Origin of the sequence: Mycolicibacterium holsaticum DSM 44478 = JCM 12374, assembly GCF_019645835.1 — a bacterium.
GTDB lineage: Bacteria > Actinomycetota > Actinomycetes > Mycobacteriales > Mycobacteriaceae > Mycobacterium > Mycobacterium holsaticum.
In genome coordinates this window covers 1,472,958-1,495,447 of sequence record NZ_CP080998.1, presented here as the reverse complement: position 1 = coordinate 1,495,447, position 22,490 = coordinate 1,472,958, and the positions used below count along the sequence as shown (strand labels likewise).

Sequence of the window (22,490 nt, the reverse complement as noted above, 5' to 3'; positions counted from 1 at the left end):
TATCCCGCGCTCATAGGGCGCTTTTGAACCAGCCTCGCTGGCGCGCAGGCACCTTCGCATCCGCCAAGTGGCCAGTCGTGACCACCGTGCGGCTACGACGGCGACGAAGCCGAAGAGACGCCGCCGGCGGCGAGGGCGGCGGGAAGAGTGCGGTGCAGTTGATTGCGTGAGGTGATGCCGAGCTTCGTGAACACCTTGCGCAGGTGGTACTGAACCGTGCGGGCACTGATGAACAGCCTGGCACCGATTTCCCGGTTGGACAGCCCCTCAGACGCCAGCCGAGCCACCTGGGCTTCCTGCGGGGTCAGCTGTTGGCCGCCGGCGGCGGTCGCGTGTTTACGGGCCGTTACGCCGGTGGCCTGTAGCTCGCGTCGGGCCCGGTCGGCGAACGCGTGCATCCCGATGGTGTCGAACAGGTCATAGGCGATGCGCAAGTGCGTGCGCGCGTCGGTGCGCCGGCGTTGACGTCGCAGCCATTCCCCGTAAAGCAGATGGGATCGCCCGAGTTCGGTGCGAACGCGGCTGCGCCGAAGGTGATTGACCGATTCGAGGTAAAGCGCGTCGGCGGCATCGTCGTCGGCAAGCAGTGCACGCGAGCGCATCTGAACCCCGAGCGCCCAGTCGGTTCCCGAGGCGGCCGTCATCCGCGCGATCCACTGCATCGCTTCGGTCGCCTTGTCGGTCCTCCCGGCGCGTGTCGCCGCTTCGATGAGCTCGGCGGCGGCCCAATTGGCTACACCCGGGTAGTGACGATCGGGATACTCCTGGTGGTCAAGGGCGCGCTCCGCTGCGGCCATCGCCTCCGGATAGTCGCCAAAACCGTTGTGCAGCAGGGCTGCGGTCCACTCGGCGACCGCTATCGAAATCCCCTCTCCTCGCCGGGATGCTTCGACGGCGGTCTTGTCGACGAGCATCAGTGTCTCGGCACGCCAGCCGCGCAGCGCGGCGTGCGTCATCGCGGTGTAGGGAGCGAGGCTGCTTCCGGTCGCCTCGGTCAGAATGCGTTGCTCGTCGATGAACGTCCCTGCGCCGGCGAGGTCTCCGGTGAACAGAAGCAGCATGGCGCGGGTGCTCAACGCCAGCGGCAGCTGGTTCATGGCACCGGCCGAGCGGGCGAGGAAGAGAAACCGTTCCGACAGCGTGGCCCAGCGTCGGTCGTCCCACAGATGCAGCGCTGCCTCGTTGATCAACCACATCCAGCGCAGTTCTTCGGCGCCGGACATACCGTCGCCGAAGATCTCGATCGCGTCGCGCAGGTAGGGCACGGCCGCGGGATATCCGTCGACGAAGTTCGCCGCCAGCCCGTCGAGGAGGAGGTCGGCGGATCCCGGGCTGTGCTCCGGTGAGCGGGATGTGGTCGCCGCCCGCGCCACCTCGACCACGTCACCGCCCGGACTCGCCAGACGGCCCGCGAACGCGGCCGCGGAGATCGCGTCCAGGTACGCGGCCCTGGCAAGGCCGGGGTCTACGGGTTCGAATTTCCTGGCCGCGGTCAGGAGAAGCAGCGGGGCGTCACCGCCGCGACTGGTGGCGAAGGCGAGCTGGGCCCGAACCAGATCCGCGCGGGCGCGTTGAAGCTCATCGAGCGGACCGCGTTCGGCCGTGGCCAACAACTCCGTGGCCGCATCGAACGCGCCGGCCTCGACCTTCGCCGACGCGGCACCCAACGCCCGTCGGGCGCGCTGAGCCGGATCGAGTGTCAACGTTGTTGCCCGCTCGAGGAACGCGGCGGCGGCGACCACGCCACCGCGCGATCGGGCGCGCTCGGCAGCGCGTTCCAACTCGGCGGCCACCTCGTCGTCGGGTCCGGGTGCGGCATATGCCCGGTGCCATGCGCGCCGGTCGGGATCGCGTTCGGAGTCGGTGACCGCGGCCAGCGCCTTGTGCACCTCCTGTTTGTCGGGCAGCCGCGCGGACCGGTAGGCAACCGATCGGATCAACGGATGACGGAAACGCACCTGTGTGCCGAACTCGATCAAACCGGCGTCAACGGCTGGGATCGCCGCGTCGGCGCCGATGCCCAGAATTTCCGCGGCGCGCCACAGCAGTCCCGCGTCGCCGAGCGGCTCGGCGGCTGCAAGCAACAGCAGCTGACGCGTCTGCGCCGGAAAGGCCTCGACTTCGCGGCGGTAACTGTCTTCCATCGCCTCCGAAATCCGCGCCGCGCCGGGAAGTGCGAACCCGCCCGCCAGGTCCTGCCCGTCGACGCTGCGGGGCAACTCCAGCAGTGCCAGCGGGTTACCGCGCGTTTCTGCGACCGCCCGCGCACGCACCCGCTCGTCGATCGGAGCGGTCAGCACGGTGTCCAGTAACGTCCGCGCGTCGACCCGGGCGAGGTTACGGACCTTTAGTGTCGGCAGACGCCCGATGTCGGGATCGGGGACGCGCGTGGCCGCGACCAACCCGACGGGGTCGGCCGCGAGTCGGCGCGCCACGAAGGCCAGCGTTTGCGCCGAGGCGCTGTCAAGCCATTGCAGGTCGTCGACCAGACACATCAGCGGACGCGTTTCGGCGGCGTCGGACAGCAGGCTCAAGACCGCCAGACCGATCAGCAGCCGGTCCGGCGCCGGTCCGGCGCGTAGGCCGAGGGCGGTGCTCAATGCGTCGCGTTGCGGCGACGGCAGATCGTCCAACCGATCCAGCATCGGCGCGCACAGCTGGTGCAGCGCCGAGTAGGCAAGCTCCATCTCGGACTCGACACCGGCGGCACGGATGAGGCGGCAGTCGCCGGATCGGCGCGCGACGTAGTCCAGCAGCGCCGACTTACCGACGCCCGGCTGACCGTGGATGATCAGCACCTGGCTGGTTCCGGCGCGGACAGTGGCCAGAAGCTGGTCCAGCACCTCGCATTCGGCGCGCCGGCCGATCAGCCCGTCGTCGGCCTGCGACCGTACCCCACTGGGGCGAGACCCGTCGCCGCCCATAGCCAATAGCTTTGACGAAAACGGGGGTTCGCGCACGAACCTCGGGCAGATACGCGCACGGCACGCCCGACGCGGGTGGGCTAGAGGGTGACCTCGTTGAGCTTGCCGGTCGCGACGTCGAAGACGAAACCGCGCAGCGATTCGTGCAGGACGACGAACGGGCTGGCCTCGATCCGGCGCAGGGACTGACGCACGTCCTCGGCGGGGTCGGGGAATGATTCGGGCGCCCACCCGGGTTTGATCCCGGTTTCCTCCTGGATCGCCCGCTTGAACTCGTCGTCGGTGAAGGTCAGCATTCCGCAGTCGGTGTGGTGGATCAGGACGATCTCCCTGGTCCCGAGCAGCCGCTGGCTGATCGCCAAGGACCGGATCTCGTCGTCGGTGATCACACCGCCGGCGTTGCGGATGATGTGCGCCTCGCCGTCGCCGATACCGAGCATCCCGTAGATGTTGAGGCGCGCATCCATACACGCCACGATCGCCACGTGTTTGCTGGGCGGCATCGGCAGCGGGCCGGAGAACGTCTTCGCGTATTCCTCGTTGTTCTTCAGGTAGTCATCGGTCACGGACATTCATCGACCATAACCAACTAGCCGCGCATTGCACCGCAACAAGATCAAGAAGATTGAAATCGGGCTGGGGCTGACGGTGGCTGCTGGGGCAACCGCACCTCGAACCGCGTATCGCCTGGAACGCTCTGCACCGCGATGCTGCCCGCGTGCGCCTTGACGACGGCCGCGACGATCGCCAACCCGAGGCCGGTGCTGCCGCCGCGCCGGGATCGCGACGAGTCCCCGCGGGCGAACCGCTCGAAGATCTCCGGTTGCAGCCAGTCGGGGATGCCCGGGCCGTCGTCGGCAACCGTCACCACCGCCGCACCGTCTGCGACGGTCAGCGACGTGGTGACCGAGGTGCCCGCCGGGGTATGCACCCGGGCGTTGACCAGCAGGTTGGCGAGCACCTGATGCAGCCGCGCCTCGTCGCCGACGATGACGACCGGTTCCTCGGGAAGGTCCAGCAACCACCGGTGCGCCGGGCCGGCGACGTGCGCATCGCTGACCGTGTCGGCGATCAGACGCGACAGGTCCACCGGTTCGCGCTGCAGTGGTCGGCCGGTGTCCAGCCGCGCCAGCAGCAGCATGTCCTCGACGAGTTGGGTCATCCGATCGGCCTCGGACTCGACGCGGCTCATTGCGTGGGCGACGTCTTCGGGCACGTCGTCGCGTTTGCGTTGCGCGAGTTCGGTGTAGCCGCGAATGGCGGCCAGCGGGGTGCGCAACTCGTGGCTGGCGTCGGCGACGAACTGCCGCACCCGGGTCTCGCTGGCATGCCGCACCGACAAGGCCGACGCGATGCGGTCCAGCATCCGGTTCAGCGCCGAACCCAACTGGCCGATCTCGGTGTGCACACTGGCGGGGTCGACCTTGACGATCGGCGTCGGCAACCGGACTTCGCCGCGGTCCAGTTCGAGGTCGGCGACCTGCCTGGCCGCGTCCGAAACCCGTGCCAGCGGGGCGAGTTGGTGCCGGATGATCAGGAACCCCGCCGTCGTTCCGCCGATCAGGGCCGCGGCCCCGACCACGCTGAAGATCAACGTCACCCGCAGCAGCGTGGAGTCGACGTCGGAGGTGGGCAGCCCGGTCACGATCGTCTCCGCGGGCCGATGTGCGGGCATCGCGATCACGCGGTAGCGGCCGAGCCCGTCGAGGTCCACGGTCGCAGGCGTGCCGTCGGGTGTGACCTGAGCCAGCTGTTGTGCTGCCGCCGCGCTGATTTGGGCGCGTGCGCCCTCTGCGGTGACAACGCCCGCGTCGACGGGCGTACCAGCCGAGACCACCGCACCGACGGTGCGCGCGGCCTGCCCCGGCGCGTTGAGGAACGCGGGCCCAGGACCGCCGTCGTCGCGGAAGATCATCCGTCGCGGAACGCCGTGTGGGGGTGGAAATCCCGGCGGCGGTGGTGGGCCCAGCTGGAAAATGCCCGCCGAGCGACGGCCGGTTTCACCCAGCTGCGCGTCGAGCTGGCTGGTCAGGAAGTGTTGCAGCGCAACGATGGTGCCCACCCCGATCGCCGCGCACACCAACGCCAGCAGCATGATCTGGGCGGCCAGCAGCCGCGACCGCAGCGACCATGTCCGCGGTGAACGAAACCGCGTCAACCGTCCCTCAGCGGGCGGGTTTGAGGACATATCCGGCGCCGCGCAGGGTGTGGATCATCGGCTCGCGCCCGCTGTCGATCTTCTTGCGCAGATACGAGATGTACAGCTCGACGATGTTGGACCGGCCACCGAAGTCATAGCTCCACACCCGGTCGAGGATTTGCGCCTTGGACAGCACCCGCCTGGAGTTGCGCATGAGAAACCGCAGCAGTTCGAACTCGGTGGCGGTCAACGAGATCAACTCGCCGCCGCGGGTGACCTCGTGGCTGTCCTCGTCGAGGACCAGATCGCCGACGACGATCTTGGCGCCGCCGGTCTCACTGGCCACCCCGGTGCGGCGCAGCAGGGCCCGCAGCCGCAGCACCACCTCTTCGAGGCTGAACGGCTTGGTCACGTAGTCGTCACCGCCTGCGGTCAGACCCGCGATGCGGTCCTCGACCGAATCCTTGGCGGTCAGCAACAGCAGGGGTAACCCGGGGATCTGTTCGCGCAGTTTGTGCAGCACGTCCAGCCCGCTCATGTCGGGCAGCATCACGTCGAGCACCACCACATCTGGCGGGTGCTGGCGGGCGGAAGCGACCGCACTCGCGCCGTCGCCGGCGGTTGCGATTTCCCAGCCCTCGTAGCGCAGCGCCATCGACACCAGTTCGGCCAGCACGGGTTCGTCGTCGACCACCAAGACGTGAATGGGCTTGCCGTCGGCGCGGCGCATGACCACGCGCGACGAATCCTGATTGTTCACCGAACCACCCGCAGTTGGCACCGCACCATTATTTTCCCTGGGCATGGGGGGCGCCTGAGCGCTTCCTATGCGCTGCCTGTGAAACCCCGAACGGGTGGGATCAGCTCTCGGGTTCCTGGCCGATCGTGGACGGCGGGGTGGTGATCTCCGGGGTGGCGACCGAGGTCTCCGGCGAGGACGGCGCGCCGGCATCCGTGCTGGTCTCACCCATGGTGATCTCCGGCGTGGTCGACGGCGCCTGCAATGGCAACGGCTCTGCAGCGCTGGTCTGCTCTGCGGCCACGGTGAGCGCGCCCATACTCAGCAACGCTGCCGCCCCGACCGCCGCGGAAACCGCTTTGATCTGCTTCACACTCACGTTGCACCTCCACTCTCCGCTCCGGGTAACCCGAGCCGACACAGGTCAAACGCCGCGTCGCAGCGGCCGTCATCTCGCCCATCTCATAACCTGTGCGTCATGGCGCTGACCGACGGACCGGCTGCATGACGCGGTATCTGGCCCGTCGGCTGCTGAACTACGTCGTCCTGCTGGTCCTGGCATCGTTTCTGACCTTCGGGCTGGCCTCGGTGGCCTTCAATCCGCTGGAGAACCTGCTGCAGCGAAATCCGCGGCCGCCGCAGGCCGTGATCGAGAACAAGCGACTCGAGTTGAACCTCGACAAGCCGATACCCGTGCGCTACGTGCACTGGGCGTCCGGGGCGGTCCGCGGTGACTTCGGGACCACCATCGGTGGGCAACCGGTGACCGACGAACTGTGGCGCCGCATCGGGGTGAGCCTGCGGTTGGTCGTCATCGGCTCGGTGTTCGGCGCGGCGATCGGCGTCGTCGCCGGCGCGTGGAGCGCGATCAGGCAGTACCAGATGAGCGACCGGCTCATCACGCTGCTGTCGTTTCTGCTGATCAGTACCCCGACGTTCGTGTTGGCGCCGTTGCTGATGCTCTCCGCGGAGCGGGTCAACAGCCTGCTGGGATTTCAGCTGTTCGAATACATCGGCGAAACGTCACCGAACGCGATCGTCGGCACCTGGAACCAGGTTGTGGACCGGCTCCAGCACCTGGTGTTGCCGTCGGTCACGCTGGCGCTCAGCGCCATTGCGGGCTACAGCCGCTATCAACGCAACGCAATGCTCGACGTGCTGGGTCAGGATTTCATCCGCACCGCCCGCGCCAAGGGGCTGACCCGGCAGCGCGCGTTGTTCAAGCACGGGTTGCGCACCGCGCTGATCCCGATGGCCACGCTGTTCGCCTACAGCGTCGCCGGACTGTTCACCGGCGCGGTGTTCGTCGAGATGATCTTCGGCTGGCACGGCATCGGTGAGTGGTTCGTGTACGGCGTCAACACCCAGGACACCAACATCACCGTGGCCATCACGGTGTTCGCCGGGATCATCGTCCTGGTGGCCGGGGTGCTGTCCGACGTCATCCTGGCCGCCCTCGACCCGAGAGTGCGGGTGCGATGACCGATTCGTCGACCACCGCCAAGTCCGGCGTGGACGCACACAAGTTCGCGTCGCGGCGCGTCCTGGTGTGGCGCCGGTTTCTGCGCAACAAGGTCGCGGTGGTGTCGCTGGTGTTGCTCGTGCTGCTGTTCGTCGGCTGTTATGCGCTGCCGCCGTTGCTCCCCCACAGCTACCACGAGCTGGACTACTACGCCCTGCGCCAGCCGCCGAGCCTCGAGCACTGGTTCGGCACCAACGCGCTGGGCCAGGATCTGCTGGCGCAGACCCTTCGTGGCATGCAGAAATCCATGCTCATCGGTGTCTGCGTGGCGTTCATCTCGACGGTCATCGCCGCGACGGTCGGCACCATCAGCGGCTACTTCGGCGGCTGGCGCGACCGCAGCCTGATGTGGGTCGTCGACTTGATGCTGGTGGTGCCGAGCTTCCTGCTGATCACGATCGTCGTGCAGCGCACCAGGGGCGACATCGTCTGGATGATCGTGCTGCTGGCCGTGTTCAGCTGGATGATCAGCTCACGCATCGTGCGGGGCTTGACGATGAGCCTGCGCGACCGCGAATTCGTCGCCGCGGCGCGGTATATGGGCGTGAGCAACCCGCGGATCATCCTTCGCCACATCCTGCCGAACGTCGCCTCGATCATCATCATCGACACCGCCTTGAACGTCGGCGTCGCCGTGCTGGCCGAAACCGGTTTGAGTTTCCTGGGATTCGGCATCCAGCCGCCCGACGTGTCGCTGGGCACGCTGATCGCCGACGGCACCAAGTCGGCGACGACCTTCCCGTGGCTGTTCCTGTTCCCCGCGGGTGTGCTGGTGCTGATCATCCTGTGCGCCAACCTGGTCGGCGACGGGCTGCGCGACGCACTCGATCCCAGCGCGCAGCCGCTGCGACGGGGCAGGCGCAAATGAGCCTGCTGCAGGTCCGCGACCTGACCGTCGCCTTTCCCACCGACACCGCATCGGTGAACGCGGTGCGCGGCATGAACTTTGACGTCCACCCGCGCGAGGTGGTGGCTCTGGTCGGTGAATCCGGTGCCGGAAAGTCGGCCACCGCGATGGCCGTCGTCGGGCTGCTGCCCGAGTACGCCGAGGTGTCCGGGTCGATCCGGCTGCACGACGACGAGCTGATCGGGCTGTCTGATGCGCGGATGTCGGGTATCCGCGGCAAGACCATCGGCACGGTGTTTCAGGATCCGATGTCGGCCCTCACGCCGGTCTACACCGTCGGTGACCAGATCGCCGAGGCGATCACCATCCACCAGCGCGGCACCACCCGCCGCGCGGCTGGAACCCGCGCCGTCGAGTTGCTCGACCTGGTCGGCATCGCCCAGCCCGAACAACGCTCGCGCGCATTTCCCCATGAACTGTCCGGCGGTGAGCGCCAGCGGGTGGTCATCGCGATCGCCATCGCCAACAACCCCGATCTGTTGATCTGCGACGAACCGACGACCGCGCTGGACGTCACCGTGCAGCAGCAGGTCCTCGAGGTGCTCAAGACCGCGCGCGACGTGACCGGCGCCGGGGTGCTGATCATCACCCACGACCTCGGCGTGGTGGCCGAGTTCGCCGACCGCGCGCTGGTGATGTACGCCGGCCGGGCCGTCGAGGTGGCCACCGTGGAAGAGCTGTACCGCAACCGCCGGATGCCCTACACCGTCGGGCTGCTCGGCTCGGTGCCGCGGCTCGACGCCGCGCAGGGCGCGCGGCTGGTGCCCATTCCCGGGGCGCCGCCGTCGCTGGCCGCGCTGCCGCCCGGCTGCCCGTTCACCCCGCGCTGCCCGCTGGCCATCGAGGCGTGCAGCGCCGCCGAACCGGAGCTTGTCCCGGTGAATCCGGCGGCCGCCCCCGGAGCCGCCCCGGCGGCGACACCGGAATCCGCTCACCTGGCGGCGTGCATCCGTACCGAACACGTCGCCGGTCGCAGCGCCGCCGAACTCTACGGGGTATCCACTGAGCCGCCCCCGGCGCAACCTGCCGAGGATGTGCCCGTCGTGCTGCGCGTGCAGGACCTGGTCAAGACCTACAAGCTGACCAAGGGCGTGGTGTTCCGCAGGCAGGTCGGCGAGGTGCGCGCCGTCGACGGCGTCAGCTTCGAGCTGCCACGGGGTCGCACGCTGGGGATCGTCGGCGAATCCGGATCGGGCAAGTCGACCACCCTGCACGAGATCCTCGAACTGGCTCCGCCGCAGTCGGGTTCGATCGAGGTGCTCGGCGCCGACGTCGCGTCGTTGGATCGCCGCGCCCGCCGGGCCCTGCGTGGCGACCTGCAGGTGGTGTTCCAGGATCCGGTCGCGTCGCTGGATCCGCGACTACCGGTGTTCGATGTGCTGTCAGAGCCGTTGCGGGCCAACGGCTTCGACAAGGCCCACACGGAGACCCGGATTCGCGAACTGCTGGACATCGTCGGGTTGCAGGCTCAAGACGCCGCGCGGTACCCGGCGGAATTCTCCGGTGGGCAGAAGCAGCGCATCGGCATTGCCCGTGCGCTGGCCCTGCAACCGAAGATCCTCGCGCTCGATGAACCGGTGTCGGCGCTGGACGTCTCGATCCAGGCCGGCATCATCAACCTGCTGCTGGATCTGCAGGACCGCTTCGGGCTGTCCTACCTGTTCGTCTCGCACGACCTTTCCGTCGTCAAACACCTCGCCCATCGGGTCGCCGTCATGTACAAGGGCAGCATCGTCGAGCAGGGCGACGGCGATCAGGTCTTCACCAACCCCCGCCACGACTACACCCGCCGGTTGCTGGCTGCGGTGCCGCAGCCCGCGGTCAATCGCGGCTAGAGTCGATCGGCATGAAGACCCGAGGCTTCGCTGCGGCAATTGTGGCTACCGCGTTGGTGCTGGCCGGCTGCTCCGGCGGCAACGAGGAGGCCCCGTCGGCAGGCGGCGCGGCAGAAGTCGGCACCACCAACGACATCAACCCGCAACCGCGGGAAAACCTGCGCGAGGGCGGAAATCTGCGGTTGGCGCTCAACGACTTCCCGCCGAACTTCAACTCGCTGCACATCGACGGCAACGTCGGTGACGTCGGCTCGCTGATGCGCCCGACGATGCCACGCGCGTTCCGGATCGCGGCGGACGGTTCGGCAACGGTGGACACCGACTACTTCACCAGCGTCGAGTTGACCAGCACCGACCCGCAGGTCGTCACCTACACCATCAACCCCGAGGCGGTGTGGAGCGACGGCACGCCGATCACCTGGGAAGACCTCAAATCCCAGGTCGACGCCACCAGCGGCAAGAACGATCAGTTCGCGATCGCAGCGACCAACGGCAGCGACCGCGTCGCCTCGGTCGAGCGCGGCGTCGACGACCGCCAGGCGGTCATCACCTTCGCCGAGCCGTGGGCCGACTGGAAGGGCATGTTCGCCGGCAGCACCGTGCTGACGTCGAAGGTCACGACGGCCACCCCGGAGGCGTTCAACAAGGGTCAGCTCGAGCGCCCAGGGCCGTCGGCCGGCCCGTTCGTCATCTCCGAACTCGACCGCGGCGCCAAACGAATCACGTTGACACGCAACCCGAAATGGTGGGGTGAGCCACCGCTGCTGGACCGCATCACGTTCCTCGTGCTCGACGATGCCGCGCGTATCCCCGCGTTACAGAACAACACCATCGACGCCACCGGCCTGGCCACGCTCGACGAGATGGAGATCGCCAGGCGCACCGCGGATATCGCCATTCGTCGCGCACCGGGCCTGTCCTGGTACCACTTCACGTTCAACGGCGCGCCCGGCAAGATCCTGGAGGATCCGGCGCTGCGCCGGGCCGTCGCCAAGGGCATCGACCGCAAAACGATCGCGGCGGTGACCATGCGTGGGTTGGCCGACAACCCCGTGCCGCTGAACAACCACATTTACGTCGCGGGCCAGGAGGGGTATCAGGACAACAGTGGCGTCGTCTCGTTCGACCCCGAACAGGCCAGACAAGAACTCGACGCGCTGGGCTGGCGGCTCAACGGGCAGTTCCGCGAAAAGGACGGTCGCCAACTGGTGATCCGCGATGTGCTCTTCGACTCGCTTGGCACCCGGCAGTACGGGCAGATCGCGCAGAACAACCTCGCCCAGATCGGGGTGAAACTCGACCTCGATGTCCGGCCGGCCGCCGGTTTCTTCACCGATTTCGTCACCGTCGGGAACTTCGACATCGCCCAATTCGCTTGGAGCGGTGATGCGTTCCCGCTGGCAAGCTTGACCCAGATCTATCGCACCAACGCCGAGAGCAACTTCGGCAGGATCAGCAGCCCGGAAATCGACGCCAAGATCGAGCAGACCGTTTCGGAGCTGGATCCCGACAAGGCCCGCACGCTGGCCAACGAGTTGGACAAGATGCTGTTCGACGAGGTGTTCAGCCTGCCGCTGACGCAGTCGACCGGAAACATCGCCGTGCGAAGCAACTTGGCCAACTTCGGCGCGTTCGGGCTGGCCGATGCGAACTACTCCGAGATCGGCTTCATGAAGTAACGCGGTGCACCATCTGCGGAACGGCAACGGGCAGCGCTGATTCCAGCGCGGTGCCGGCGGCGACGCCCCACAGCAACGCGCGGATCCCCAGTCCCGACGGCCGGGAGTCCAAGGTGGCCGAGCGGGCGGGCAATGTCTGGGCCCTGCCCGTGTAGAGGGCGTCGAGGATGTCCAACGCCGCGCGTTCGCGGATATCCACGATGCTGTGGCCCGCGGTGGCCAGGGTGACCAGCACTGCATCCGGTATCAGCGACGCGACCCGGCGGGCCACCGCTGGCGGGGTGATCAGGTCGCGGCCACCGGAGATCACCACCGTCGGCCAGCGAAACTTCGGCATTTCGCTGGCTAGGTCGTATGGTTCTGCGACGAACTCCGTTGCTTGCAAGGCGCTTTCGCGGTAGGCGACCGCGGGGTCCAGCGGTCGGCCGTCCGGCGTGGCGCCGTAGTTGAGTTCGCGGTAGGCGATTCGGCCGACCAGGTCCGGTTCGTTGCGGTACGGCGCCTTGCGGTCCACGACGAACCGGCTGGCCTTGTCCATCACGGACCACAGCCACCGCCGGCCGGCGAGCAGTAGGTCCAACTGGCGGCCCAGCAGGTCGGGGCCGGCGAACCCGTAGACGGCGGTGGCCAGGTTCGTGGCGGCGGGCGTCAACACGCCGTCGTCGACGAGCAGGCGCACCTTGGGCGCCAGGTCCGCGGTCTCGGGATCGGCGCCGTCCCACAGCAGCCGTCGGGTCGCATCCCGGACGGCGTGGATGTCGCCTGCCGACAGCACCGGAGAGTCCAGCACCATCGCGTGCACCCGGCCGGGATGGCGCACCCCGACGCCAGCTGCCACATAGCTTCCGTACGAGGTGCCGTAGACGACGGCCTTGTCCACGCCCGCGTCGTCGAGCACCGCGGCGATGTCATCGACAACCTGCTCGATCGTGATGGCCTCGGGCGGCAGGTCCGCGCCGCTGTCGTCGTGGCGGGAGAGCCCGACGCCGCGGTGCTCGACCATGATCACGTCCAGGCCCGCGGCCGCCGCGCGGCGGCGAAACCCCCGGTACAGCGCCACCGACGCGGCGCCGGGGCCGCCGGGGATGAGCAGCAGCGGATGCGTCGACTTGCGCCCGGCACGCACGTAGTAGAGGTCGAACCGGTCGTCAGCGCCGGGCCGGACCGGACGGCGGACCGGCCGCACCCCCGGCAGCCCCGCGAGCTTGTCGTGGGTGCGCCGGCGCCGGGCGTTCATGGCCATTGCCAACATTGTGCCCCGCCGCGGATCGGGCCTGGTTGGTCACGGTCCGCGTGACGAGCTACGCCGACGTGGCCAACTCGATGTGCCGGGCGCCGTCGATGCTTGCGTAGCGCTGCGCGTTACAGGTCAGCACGATCACCTGACCGTCGCCGCCGACCGCGTTGAACACCGCGCCCATCTTGGCGAGCCGGTCGCTGTCGGTGAACCCCAGTGCGTCGTCGATCACCACCGGAACGGTGTCCTCCTTGGCCACCAGCGCCGCACTGGCCAGCCGCGCGACGATGCCCAACTGCTCCTTGGCGCCGCCGGACAGCGAGTCGTAGGGGACGGTGCGACCCGACAACGTGCGGCTGCAGATCCGCAGCGCGCTGTCGATCTCGACCTCGAAGGTCTCACCGAACACGATGCGGCCCAACCGCTCCACCTCGGTGCGGAACGGTTCGACATAGCGAAGCCGGGTGGCGTCGCGATGGCGGGTGATCACCGAGCGCAGCAGTTCGGCGGCACGTGCCCGGCGACGCACCCGCGCGTATTCGGCCTGGGCGTGCTCGCGCTCGGTTTCGGCCTCATCGAGTCGGCCTTTGCGGCCCTCGGTGCCGTACACCTTCAGCTGCGTGGACACCTCCCGCAGCGCCTCGGCCGATTCGTCGTGGCGAGCCGCCAGTTCCTCGGCCTGCTGCGCGGCATCGCGCAACGCCGTCGCGACGGCCTCCGGGGTCATGCCCACCAACTCGTCACCCAACTCCGCGACGAGCGCTTCCGCCCGGCGTGCCTTATCGGCGTGCGTCTCGGCGTTGAGCGTCAACTCGTCATCAGCGGCTGCCGCCCGCTGCTCGGCCAATCGCGCACGCGCCGCCTCGATTTCGGCCTCGATGGCGGTGAGCTTCTCGCGCAACGCCGTGGCCCGCACCTTGCGCTCCCCCAGCCGCTTGGCCGCTTCCTCGGCGACCTTGCGGTGTGTTTCGCACTGCACGATGGCCTGCTGATAGGCCGCCGACGCGGCGTCGAGTTCGGCGCGGATCGGCGCGGGGTCGCGGGGTCCGCCCGCGCCCTGCTCGGTGGGCTCGCCGAGTTCGGCCAGCCGCGACCTGAGCTCGTCAACGGTGTCGTCGCCGGTCAGCGCGTCGGCGGTGGCGCGCAACCGGTCGCACTCGGCGGTCAACTCGCGGTGTCGCTGATGGCTCCGCCGCGCCGAAGCGACGTCGTCGACCCCGGCCTTGGCCAGCGCCTGGGCCAGAACATCTTGAGCGGCAACCAGTTTCGCACGGGTCTCAGTGGCCGTCGCGCCGGGAACCACCCGGGCGGTGAGGACACCCGGCAGCTCGATGTCCGTCGGCGCGCCGAGGCTCGACGACCATGTCGCACCGGCCCGCAGCCCGACCGGTTCACCGTCGACGCGGACCTCGACGTCATCGAGGGCCGTGAGCTCCACTCGCGCCGACATCAGCTCGGCCTGACCCGCGGCCCGTTGCACGGCAACCTCGGCGGCCTCGATGACCTTCATGTGCGCGTCGGTCAACGTGATCTCCGCGAGCTCGGTGTGCAACCGCTCGAGGTCGCGGAGGGCCGCGTCGATTCTGGCGAGCCGGGCCGCGAGCCGCTCGGATTCTTCGCGGTCGGCGAGCTGTTGCACCGCCTGCCGCGCGGCTTCGACCCGGGCCCGGGTGGTCTCCACCGCGGCCCTGGCCTTCTCGGCGGCCTCCTCCGCGGCCTGCGCCACCTGCGCGGCGGTGTCATGCTCATCGGCCGCCACGGTGACCGAGGCCTGCAATGCGGTGATGGCGGTGGCGCGCTCGTCGATATCGGCGCGCAGCCGTCGCCGTTCGGTGACCGCGGCGACCGCGGCCTTGTGCCCGGCGTCGGCCGCCGCGGCCACCAGTTCGGCTTCCTTGAGTTGGCGCGTCAGCACGGCGACGGTGTCCGCGGCCTGCTGCGCCGCGGCGAGCCGCTTCGAGGCCTCCGCACGGGCCACCGCCGTTCGGTCCAGGTGTTCGGTCAGCTCCGCGTGGCGTCGAACCGCGTCGTCGACCTGCGCGACCGCAGCCGCGCACCTCGCCACCTCCTCCTCGGCGGCGGCCAGCCGGGCGGTGACCCCCGCCCACTCCCCGGTGGGCCTGCCGGTGCGGGTGAAGTAGCGCAGGTACTCCGTTTCGATGCGGTCGATCAGCAGCGCCTCGGCACCCGTGGCCCCCGGCCCCGCGGTGTCCGGCCCCGAGGTGTCCGGCCCCGAGGTGTCCGGCAACGCCTCACCGGCCGCGACGTCCAGCGCCCGTGACAGCGCATCACAGCCCGACAGGTCAACGGCGGCGGTGGACGTCGACTGGAGCACGCGGTGCGCCTGCCACAGGCCGGTGTCGACGGTCTCGTCCAACATGGCCCGGACCCGGTCGTGGGCTTCGTCGCCGGTGAGTTGTTCGCGGTGCGGAGCAAGCACCGTCAGCGCGGTCTCGCAGCGCTTGTGGAACCGTTTGCGGTATTCGAAGCGGTAAGGGCCAGTGGATATTTCGGCCGTGATCTCGGCGCCGACGTCGGCGTGCGTCGGCTTGACCTGCTTGACTTCCTTTTTGGCCGACCGGTCCTTGGCTTCCAGCAGCAGGTCCAGCGCCTCGATCATCGACGACTTGCCAACCTCGTTGGCGCCGCTGACCACCACGACGCCCCGGTCGGGAAATTCGATCTCGCGGTGGGTGATCCCGCGATAGTTCGTCAACACCAGCCGGTGCAGCTTCATGCCACCCCCCGATCGGCCAGCCGCAGCAGCAGCGCCAACGCCGCACGCGCGTCGTCGGCGGCATCACCGTCGGCACGTGCGGTGGTGACCAACTCATCGACGGCTGCCGCAGCGAAGCCGCCGATGCCGAGGTCATCGAACTCCCCGTCGGCAGGCACCACCGCGATGTCGGACTGCTTGTCCCACAGCGTCAACGCCGCGAACAGCCGGGCGTACTTGTCCAGGCAGGCGTCGAGGGCGGCCTTGTCGGTCACGGTCAGCGATCCGTTCAGTGCCACCCGCACGACCGTGCGTTCCTTGTCGGGCAGGCAGTCGAGGTTGATGTCGAGGTCGGCCACATCGCGGTTGCTGTCCACCGAACGGCGCAGCGTCATGAACCGCCAGCGACCCACCTTGTGCGGTTGCACCTCGACCGGGTGCGTGGGGTCGTCCTCGTCCACCTCGACGACCAGCACGTGCCCGGGATCGGGTTCGATGTCGTCATAGTTGGTGACCTCCGGTGACCCCGAATACCAGATCCGCCCGGTGGCGCCCACCTGCATGCGAGAGTGCTTGTCGCCCAACGCGACATAATGCACGGCACCGCGGTTGACGGCATCCTCCAGCGCCGCCAGCCGGATCAGCGACGGGCGGTCCTTGTCGGGTACGAAGATGTCCACTCCGCCGTGGCCGACGACGATCCGGGTCACCCCGTCGGCAGGCAGGTCGGCGAGCACCCCGGCGACCGGATCGCTGAGCGGGGCCTTCGACGTCCACGGCGCCGCCACCAACTGCAGACCGGGCCGCACCTCGTGCACGCCTGCGCGGTCCAGAACCGTCACGTTGTCCGGGCACTCGGCGGTGAACAGTGCGCTGGTGTACACCGACGACGCATCCAGCGGATCGTGGTTACCCGGCAGCAGGTACACCGGAATACCGATGCCGCGCATGGCTTCCAACGACTGGCTGACATCTCGGGGAGCGAGTTGGTTGTGCTCGAACACGTCGCCGGCGACCACCACGAACTCCGCACCGGTGTCGGCGGCCACCTGCTTGAGGCCGGCGACCACGTCGCGACGGGCGGCCGAATACCGGGGCTGCGCCTCACCGTTGAGGAAGTAACGGGTCATACCGAGCTGCCAGTCGGCGGTGTGCACGAAACGCATCTCGGCTCGTCCCCTCTACTCGTTGTTTTGCCGGGCATCGCGAGTGTAGGACCGGGCGCCGACAAGTCCGGTGAGGCGCGGCGCGGCATGCCCTACGGTTGACCGGGTGAGCGCCTCCTACCGCACGTTGCTGCTGCTTCGCCACGGCAAGTCGGACTATCCGCCGGGGGTCGACGACCACCAGCGGCCGTTGGCGCCACGCGGGGTGCGCGAGGCCGCGCTGGCCGGCGACTGGCTACGCGCTCACGCGCCCGGGATCGACGCGGTGCTGTGCTCGACGGCCGTGCGCACCCGCCAGACACTGCAGCGCACCGGCATCGAGGCGCCCGTCGAGTACGTCGACCGGCTCTACGACGCGACGCCCGGCACCGTCATCGACGAGATCAACCGGGCGTCATCGCATTTCGCGTTCGAGGTGCAGACCCTGCTGGTGGTCGGGCACGAACCCGCGATGTCATCGGTCGCGTTGGGGCTGGCCTCCGCCGACGGCAGCAACAGCGCTGCGGCCGAACACATTTCCACCAAGTTCCCGACGTCGGCCATCGCGGTGCTGCGCACCGACCAACCGTGGCCGGCCCTGGCGCTCGGCGGTGCGGCCCTGGTCACCTTCCACGTTCCGCGTTAGCGGTTTGTGTGCGTTTTGTTGCGCTGACCGCAACCGGACGCACACAAATCGCGGGGTCAGGCGCGGGTGGCCAGCGTCAGCTCCATCAGCTTCAGCGCCATCTTGCAGGCGTCGATGCCCGGCGACTGCGGGTTGACCCACCATCCCACGACGCCCGCCGCGTCGCTGGCCACCCCGCACGCGCCGTTCGGATCGTTCGGGCGCATGACGATCGACTGGATGCCTGCCACGGACCGGTCCTCGATCCGGTAGTCCAGCCGTTGCGCGGTCTGGCGTTCGTTGTCCAGATCGCCCTGCTCGAACCAGAACCGGGTGATGTCCACCAGCCCGGACGGGTTGGCGGCCTGCCAACGGCACACGGCGCCGACGAAGGTGCTCTGGATGTCCAGCGGATCGGCACCGACGGTCTCGGCGAGGATGTCCTCGGTGAGCACGTCGCACTCCTTGAGCAGGTTCGGGTACTGACGCTCGGAGTCGTCGTTTCGCGGGACGCTGCCCGAACCGGACTTGGCCGCGGTGCCCTCGACGGTCTGGGTGCAGCCCGCCAGCAACGAGAACCCGGCCAGCGCCACGATCGAAGCGGCGGCGGCGCGACGTAATGGGCTGCGTGTCATTCGGAGTTCACAATCGATTGACGGGTCAGTTCCTTGGCGACATCGCACGGATCGGGGAACGGCTTCTGGACGTAGCTGACCGACCACTCGATGAAGTCGTCACCGAACTGGATACCGATCTCGCAGAGGTTGTTGCCCAGCATGGGATCGTCGCCCAACGCGATGAACCCGTCGTGGCCCTCGATGTTGATGTCCTCCACGCTGGCCCGCGTGAGCTCCTCGGTTTTACGTTCGCGACCGATGGGGCTGCCGCGAAACCAGGTGAACGAGAAGTGCGGCCCGAGGATGCTGCCACCGGCCAGCCATTGGCATCCCACCGACGTCTTGGCGGTGTTGACCAGGCCGGGTACGCGGGTCTGCGCGGCGATCTCCTCATCGCTGACGCCGCCGCACTGCGGGAAGAACGGCCCGTGTGAAACGTTCTGCGCAGGCGCCGTCGTCTGCGGCACCTCGGGGTTGGTCGGCTCCGAATCCGAGCATGCAGCTACCAGCGGGCTGATAACCGCAGCCGCCACAGCAAGCCGCAAGAAAGTCGCGCGCGTGGTGGGAGTCACGTCATGCACTGTAGCGGCAGCTCATGGGGTCAACCACCGACATCCCCATTGACCTGCGTCGTTATCGGGTCATCCGGTGTTTCGCAACGTCGGGTCACCGCAGCCGGTGTGCGACAGTAACGGGATGTTGTGGGCGCTGCTGCGACAGTATGCGCGGCCGTACCGGCGGCTGCTGGTCGTCGTCGCGGTGCTTCAGCTGATCAGCACCCTGGCGTCGCTGTATCTGCCGACGGTCAACGCGGCCATCATCGACGACGGCGTGGCCAAGGGCGACCTGACCACCATCGTCGAACTCGGCGGGGTGATGCTCGCCGTGACCGGCCTGCAGGCCGTGTGCGCGGTGGGTGCGGTGTTCTTCGGGTCGCGGGCGGGCATGGGGTTCGGCCGCGACCTGCGCTCGGCGATGTTTCACCACGTGACCGGATTCTCTGCCGAGGAGACCGCGCGGTTCGGCGCGCCGTCACTGCTGACCAGGACCACCAACGACGTCCAGCAGATCCAGGTTCTGGTGCAACTGACCTGCACCATGCTCATCACCGCGCCGATCATGTCGATCGGCGGCATCGTCATGGCCGTGCACCTCGACGTCGGCCTGTCCTGGCTGCTGGCCGTCGCCGTGCCCGTGCTGGCGCTGGCCAACTACTGGATCGTCTCCCGCCTGCTGCCGATCTTCCGGCGCATCCAGCGTCAGATCGACGGCATCAACCGGGTGATGCGCGACCAGCTCGCCGGTATTCGGGTGATCCGCGCGTTCGCGCGGGAAGGCTTCGAACGCAATCGGTTCGCCCAGGCCAACGAGGCGTTGACCGACACCGCGCTGGACGCGGCCCGTTGGCAGGCGCTGATGCTGCCGGTGACGACGCTGGTTATCAACGTCTCCAGCGTCGCGCTGATCTGGTTCGGCGGCCTGCGTATCGACGCGGGGCAGATGCAGGTCGGCGCGTTGATCGCGTTCCTGTCCTATTTCATGCAGATCCTGATGGCGGTGCTGCTGGCGACGTTCATCCTGGTCATCATTCCGCGCGCATCGGTGTGTGCCGAACGGATCACCGAGGTGCTGTCCACCGAGCCGCAGATCACCAGTCCCCCGCATCCCGTGCGGCCGGCCGCCGTCGACGGCGAGATCCATCTGCAGGCCGCGACCTTCAAATACCCCGGCGCCGAACGCCCGGTGCTGCAGGATGTTTCGTTGACCGCGCGGCCCGGAACCACGACTGCCGTGGTCGGGTCGACCGGATCGGGTAAGTCGACGCTGCTGGCGTTGATCTGCCGGATGTACGACGTGACGTCGGGTTCGGTGCACATCGACGGCGTCGACGTCCGCGATTACGACACCGAGCAGCTGTGGTCGAACATCGGCCTGGTGCCTCAACGTGGCTACCTGTTCTCCGGCACGGTGGCCGACAACCTGCAGATGGGCGCGCCGCCGGGGCAGGTGGCCACCGAGGACGAAATGTGGGAGGCGCTGCGGGTGGCAGGCGCCGACGACTTCATCCGCGCCAGCCCCGACGGGTTGGCGATGCGGGTGGCCCAGGGCGGCATCAACTTCTCGGGCGGGCAGCGGCAGCGGCTGGCCATCGCCCGTGCGGTCGTGCGTCGACCGGCCATCTATCTGTTCGACGACGCGTTCTCCGCGCTCGACGTGCACACCGACCTGCGGGTGCGCAGCGCGCTCCGCGACGTGTCGGCGGATGCGACGGTGCTCATCGTGTCGCAGCGGATTTCGACGGTCGCGCAGGCCGACCAGATCGTCGTCATCGACGACGGCCGCGTCGTGGGCGTCGGCACCCACGAGACGCTGTTGGTCCGATGCGCCGAGTACGCGCAGTTCGCCGATTCGCAGGCGATGGGCGCCGCCGTCGGGGGCGAACAGTGAGCGGGCCGGTGGCGCGGCCGATCCGGGGCGTGGTGCAGGCGCCGACCGAACGGTCCCGCGACTTCACGGGTTCGGCGGTGCGGCTGGTGAAGCGGCTGACCCCGCACCGCGCGTTGGCGACCACGGTGATCCTGCTGGGTGTCGGTGGCATCGCGATCAGCGTGATCGGCCCGCGGATCCTCGGACACGCCACCGACTTGTTGTTCAACGGTGTGATCGGACGCCAACTGCCCGCGGGTCTGACCAAGCAGCAGGCCATCGACGCCGCCCGCGCCCGTGGTGACAACACGTTCGCCGACCTGCTCTCGGGTATGGACGTCGTGCCCGGTCGCGGCGTCGACTTCGGCGCCATCGGCCGCACCCTGCTGCTTGCCCTCGGCCTGTATCTCATTGCCGCCCTTCTGGTTTGGCTGCAGTTCCGGCTGCTCAACGTCGCGGTGCAGCGGACCATGATGACGCTGCGTTCAGATGTCGAGGACAAGGTCCACCGGATGCCGTTGTCCTACTTCGACACCCGCCAGCGCGGTGAAGTACTCAGCCGGGTCACCAACGACGTCGACAACATTCAGACCTCGCTGTCGATGACGATCAGCCAACTCATGACGTCGGTGCTGACCGTGCTGGCGGTGCTGGTGATGATGTTGACGATCTCGCCGTTGCTGACCCTGCTCACCGTCGTCACCGTGCCGTTGTCGCTGTGGGCCACCAGGGTGATCGCGCGGCGGTCCCAGCGGCTGTTCGTCGCGCAATGGACTAACACCGGGCGGCTCAACGCCCACATCGAGGAGACCTACAGCGGCTTCACCATCGTCAAGACCTTCGGCCACCGGGCCAGCGCGACCGAACAGTTCGGCGACCTCAACGACGATGTGTACCAGGCCAGCGTCGGCGCCCAGTTCTTCTCGGGCCTAGTGTCACCGGCGACGACGTTCATCGGCAACCTGAGCTACGTCGCCGTCGCGGTGGTCGGCGGTCTGCAGGTCGCGACCGGCCAGATCACCCTCGGCAGCATCCAGGCGTTCATCCAGTACGTCCGCCAGTTCAACCAGCCGCTGACGCAGGTAGCCGGGATGTACAACACGCTGCAGTCCGGTATCGCCAGCGCGGAGCGGGTGTTCGACTTGTTGGACGCGGAAGAAGAGACCCCGGACGGCGAGGGCCGAACGTTCCTTACCGCGCGACAAATCGCCGAAACTTCGAGAGGTAAGGAACGTTCGCGCGGCGGCGTCGCCGGCCGGGTGGAGTTCGAGCACGTCAGCTTCGGCTATCGCCCCGGCGTCCCGGTGATCGAGGACCTGTCGCTGGTGGCCGAACCGGGCAGCACGGTCGCGATCGTCGGGCCCACCGGGGCGGGCAAGACGACGTTGGTGAACCTGCTGATGCGGTTCTACGAGGTCGATTCCGGGCGCATCCTCGTCGACGGGGTGGACATCTCGACGGTGAGCAGAACCTCGCTGCGGTCTCGGATCGGCATGGTGCTGCAGGACACCTGGTTGTTCGCCGGCACGATCTACGAGAACATCGCCTACGGCCGGCCCGACGCCGGCGAGGACGAGGTGATCGCGGCTGCCAAGGCGGCCTACGTCGACAGGTTCGTGCACATGCTGCCCGACGGGTACCAGACCCGCGTCAGCGACGACGGCGGCAACATCAGTGCGGGGGAAAAGCAGCTCATCACGATCGCCAGGGCGGTGCTGGCCCAACCGCGACTGCTCGTGCTCGACGAGGCGACCAGCTCGGTGGACACCCGCACCGAGCTGCTGATCCAGCAGGCGATGGCCGAGCTGCGCCGCGACCGGACGAGTTTTCTTATCGCCCACCGGCTCTCGACGATCCGCGACGCCGATTTGATCGTGGTGATGGAGGCGGGTCGCATCGTCGAACGCGGCAGCCACGCCGAGCTGCTCGCTAAGCGTGGCGCTTATTGGTCCATGACGCAGGTGTAGTCGCCGTAGT

General features: G+C 68.3%; 18 protein-coding genes, 1 tRNA gene and 1 pseudogene. 9 read left to right on the top strand and 11 right to left on the bottom strand.

Annotation, left to right across the window (positions count from 1 at the left end; genetic code table 11):
• Positions 1-92: 92 nt before the first annotated feature.
• A complete protein-coding gene (locus tag K3U96_RS07235; RefSeq protein ID WP_165614114.1) occupies positions 93-1,373 on the bottom strand; it encodes a helix-turn-helix domain-containing protein in 1,281 nt (426 codons plus the stop codon).
• A 45-nt stretch (positions 1,374-1,418) separates the two neighbouring features.
• On the opposite strand from K3U96_RS07235, the gene K3U96_RS07230 reads away from it, so the two are divergent.
• A tRNA-Ala gene (locus K3U96_RS07230) sits at positions 1,419-1,495 on the top strand.
• A 76-nt stretch (positions 1,496-1,571) separates the two neighbouring features.
• A complete protein-coding gene (locus tag K3U96_RS07225) occupies positions 1,572-2,312 on the top strand; it encodes a hypothetical protein (RefSeq protein ID WP_220692538.1) in 741 nt (246 codons plus the stop codon).
• Between the two features lie 105 nt (positions 2,313-2,417).
• Here the strand turns inward: K3U96_RS07225 and K3U96_RS27135 are convergent.
• From K3U96_RS27135 to K3U96_RS07200, 5 genes and pseudogenes are all read right to left on the bottom strand, one after another.
• Positions 2,418-2,924: pseudogene (locus K3U96_RS27135) on the bottom strand (ATP-binding protein); the annotation flags it as partial.
• Positions 2,925-3,004: 80 nt separating this feature from the next.
• Entirely contained in the window at positions 3,005-3,496 is a 492-nt protein-coding gene (locus K3U96_RS07215; RefSeq protein ID WP_220692537.1) for a beta-class carbonic anhydrase, read from the bottom strand.
• A 44-nt stretch (positions 3,497-3,540) separates the two neighbouring features.
• Positions 3,541-5,112, bottom strand: a complete 1,572-nt coding sequence (locus K3U96_RS07210) for a sensor histidine kinase (protein WP_220692536.1) — start codon at positions 5,110-5,112, stop codon at positions 3,541-3,543.
• The gene (locus tag K3U96_RS07205; protein ID WP_069404855.1) at positions 5,090-5,794 is read right to left on the bottom strand and encodes a response regulator transcription factor; all 705 of its coding nucleotides are present in this window, start codon (positions 5,792-5,794) and stop codon (positions 5,090-5,092) included. Before K3U96_RS07205 ends, K3U96_RS07210 begins: the two co-directional genes overlap by 23 nt.
• Positions 5,795-5,924: 130 nt before the next feature.
• Positions 5,925-6,182, bottom strand: coding sequence for a hypothetical protein (locus K3U96_RS07200; protein ID WP_220692535.1), 258 nt, complete (start codon positions 6,180-6,182; stop codon positions 5,925-5,927).
• 125 nt (positions 6,183-6,307) lie between these two features.
• Between K3U96_RS07200 and K3U96_RS07195 the strand changes: the two genes are divergently transcribed.
• The 4 genes from K3U96_RS07195 to K3U96_RS07180 are packed head-to-tail and all read left to right on the top strand — an operon-like array spanning position 6,308 to position 11,746.
• A complete protein-coding gene (locus tag K3U96_RS07195) occupies positions 6,308-7,285 on the top strand; it encodes an oligopeptide ABC transporter permease OppB (protein ID WP_220692534.1) in 978 nt (325 codons plus the stop codon).
• On the top strand, positions 7,282-8,193 hold the full coding sequence (locus K3U96_RS07190; RefSeq protein WP_069404839.1) for an oligopeptide ABC transporter permease OppC: 912 nt from the start codon (positions 7,282-7,284) through the stop codon (positions 8,191-8,193). Before K3U96_RS07195 ends, K3U96_RS07190 begins: the two co-directional genes overlap by 4 nt.
• A complete protein-coding gene (locus K3U96_RS07185) occupies positions 8,190-10,067 on the top strand; it encodes an oligopeptide ABC transporter ATP-binding protein OppD (protein ID WP_220692533.1) in 1,878 nt (625 codons plus the stop codon). Before K3U96_RS07190 ends, K3U96_RS07185 begins: the two co-directional genes overlap by 4 nt.
• Positions 10,068-10,078: 11 nt before the next feature.
• Positions 10,079-11,746, top strand: coding sequence for an oligopeptide ABC transporter substrate-binding protein OppA (locus tag K3U96_RS07180; RefSeq protein ID WP_069404841.1), 1,668 nt, complete (start codon positions 10,079-10,081; stop codon positions 11,744-11,746).
• On the opposite strand, the gene K3U96_RS07175 is transcribed toward K3U96_RS07180, so the two are convergent.
• The 3 genes from K3U96_RS07175 to K3U96_RS07165 are packed head-to-tail and all read right to left on the bottom strand — an operon-like array spanning position 11,736 to position 16,865.
• Positions 11,736-12,989, bottom strand: a complete 1,254-nt coding sequence (locus K3U96_RS07175) for an alpha/beta hydrolase (RefSeq protein ID WP_220692532.1) — start codon at positions 12,987-12,989, stop codon at positions 11,736-11,738. The two genes, K3U96_RS07180 and K3U96_RS07175, sit on opposite strands and share 11 nt — an antisense overlap.
• A 58-nt stretch (positions 12,990-13,047) precedes the next feature.
• Positions 13,048-15,720: an AAA family ATPase gene (locus K3U96_RS07170; RefSeq protein ID WP_220692531.1), complete on the bottom strand. Its 2,673-nt coding sequence runs from the start codon at positions 15,718-15,720 to the stop codon at positions 13,048-13,050.
• Complete coding sequence (locus tag K3U96_RS07165; protein ID WP_220692530.1) at positions 15,717-16,865, bottom strand: metallophosphoesterase family protein; 1,149 nt, start codon at positions 16,863-16,865, stop codon at positions 15,717-15,719. Before K3U96_RS07165 ends, K3U96_RS07170 begins: the two co-directional genes overlap by 4 nt.
• 106 nt (positions 16,866-16,971) lie before the next feature.
• Here K3U96_RS07165 and K3U96_RS07160 point away from each other — a divergent pair, with 106 nt between their 5' ends.
• Positions 16,972-17,490, top strand: a complete 519-nt coding sequence (locus K3U96_RS07160; RefSeq protein ID WP_069404845.1) for a SixA phosphatase family protein — start codon at positions 16,972-16,974, stop codon at positions 17,488-17,490.
• Positions 17,491-17,546: 56 nt separating this feature from the next.
• Here the strand turns inward: K3U96_RS07160 and K3U96_RS07155 are convergent, their stop codons facing one another.
• Both K3U96_RS07155 and K3U96_RS07150 read right to left on the bottom strand, forming a co-directional pair.
• Positions 17,547-18,104, bottom strand: a complete 558-nt coding sequence (locus K3U96_RS07155; protein WP_220692529.1) for a DUF3558 domain-containing protein — start codon at positions 18,102-18,104, stop codon at positions 17,547-17,549.
• Positions 18,101-18,667 (bottom strand): DUF3558 domain-containing protein, encoded by a 567-nt coding sequence (locus tag K3U96_RS07150; protein ID WP_069404847.1) that lies wholly within the window; start codon positions 18,665-18,667, stop codon positions 18,101-18,103. Before K3U96_RS07150 ends, K3U96_RS07155 begins: the two co-directional genes overlap by 4 nt.
• A 115-nt stretch (positions 18,668-18,782) precedes the next feature.
• On the opposite strand from K3U96_RS07150, the gene K3U96_RS07145 reads away from it, so the two are divergent.
• Positions 18,783-20,534: an ABC transporter ATP-binding protein gene (locus K3U96_RS07145; RefSeq protein ID WP_220692528.1), complete on the top strand. Its 1,752-nt coding sequence runs from the start codon at positions 18,783-18,785 to the stop codon at positions 20,532-20,534.
• A gap of 8 nt (positions 20,535-20,542) precedes the next feature.
• Positions 20,543-22,480, top strand: coding sequence for an ABC transporter ATP-binding protein (locus K3U96_RS07140; protein WP_372514872.1), 1,938 nt, complete (start codon positions 20,543-20,545; stop codon positions 22,478-22,480).
• Positions 22,481-22,490: the final 10 nt, after the last annotated feature.

Bases quoted from the DNA above. Each gene is read 5' to 3' on its own strand.
- K3U96_RS07205 (WP_069404855.1), bottom strand. From the start codon at position 5,794: ATGCGCCGCGCCGACGGCAAGCCCATTCACGTCTTGGTGGTCGACGAC.
- K3U96_RS07210 (WP_220692536.1), bottom strand. From the start codon at position 5,112: ATGTCCTCAAACCCGCCCGCTGAGGGACGGTTGACGCGGTTTCGTTCA.
- K3U96_RS07175 (WP_220692532.1), bottom strand. From the start codon at position 12,989: ATGGCCATGAACGCCCGGCGCCGGCGCACCCACGACAAGCTCGCGGGG.
- K3U96_RS07190 (WP_069404839.1), top strand. From the start codon at position 7,282: ATGACCGATTCGTCGACCACCGCCAAGTCCGGCGTGGACGCACACAAG.
- K3U96_RS07170 (WP_220692531.1), bottom strand. From the start codon at position 15,720: ATGAAGCTGCACCGGCTGGTGTTGACGAACTATCGCGGGATCACCCAC.
- K3U96_RS07180 (WP_069404841.1), top strand. From the start codon at position 10,079: ATGAAGACCCGAGGCTTCGCTGCGGCAATTGTGGCTACCGCGTTGGTG.
- K3U96_RS07195 (WP_220692534.1), top strand. From the start codon at position 6,308: ATGACGCGGTATCTGGCCCGTCGGCTGCTGAACTACGTCGTCCTGCTG.
- K3U96_RS07155 (WP_220692529.1), bottom strand. From the start codon at position 18,104: ATGACACGCAGCCCATTACGTCGCGCCGCCGCCGCTTCGATCGTGGCG.
- K3U96_RS07215 (WP_220692537.1), bottom strand. From the start codon at position 3,496: ATGTCCGTGACCGATGACTACCTGAAGAACAACGAGGAATACGCGAAG.
- K3U96_RS07165 (WP_220692530.1), bottom strand. From the start codon at position 16,865: ATGCGTTTCGTGCACACCGCCGACTGGCAGCTCGGTATGACCCGTTAC.
- K3U96_RS07185 (WP_220692533.1), top strand. From the start codon at position 8,190: ATGAGCCTGCTGCAGGTCCGCGACCTGACCGTCGCCTTTCCCACCGAC.
- K3U96_RS07145 (WP_220692528.1), top strand. From the start codon at position 18,783: ATGTTGTGGGCGCTGCTGCGACAGTATGCGCGGCCGTACCGGCGGCTG.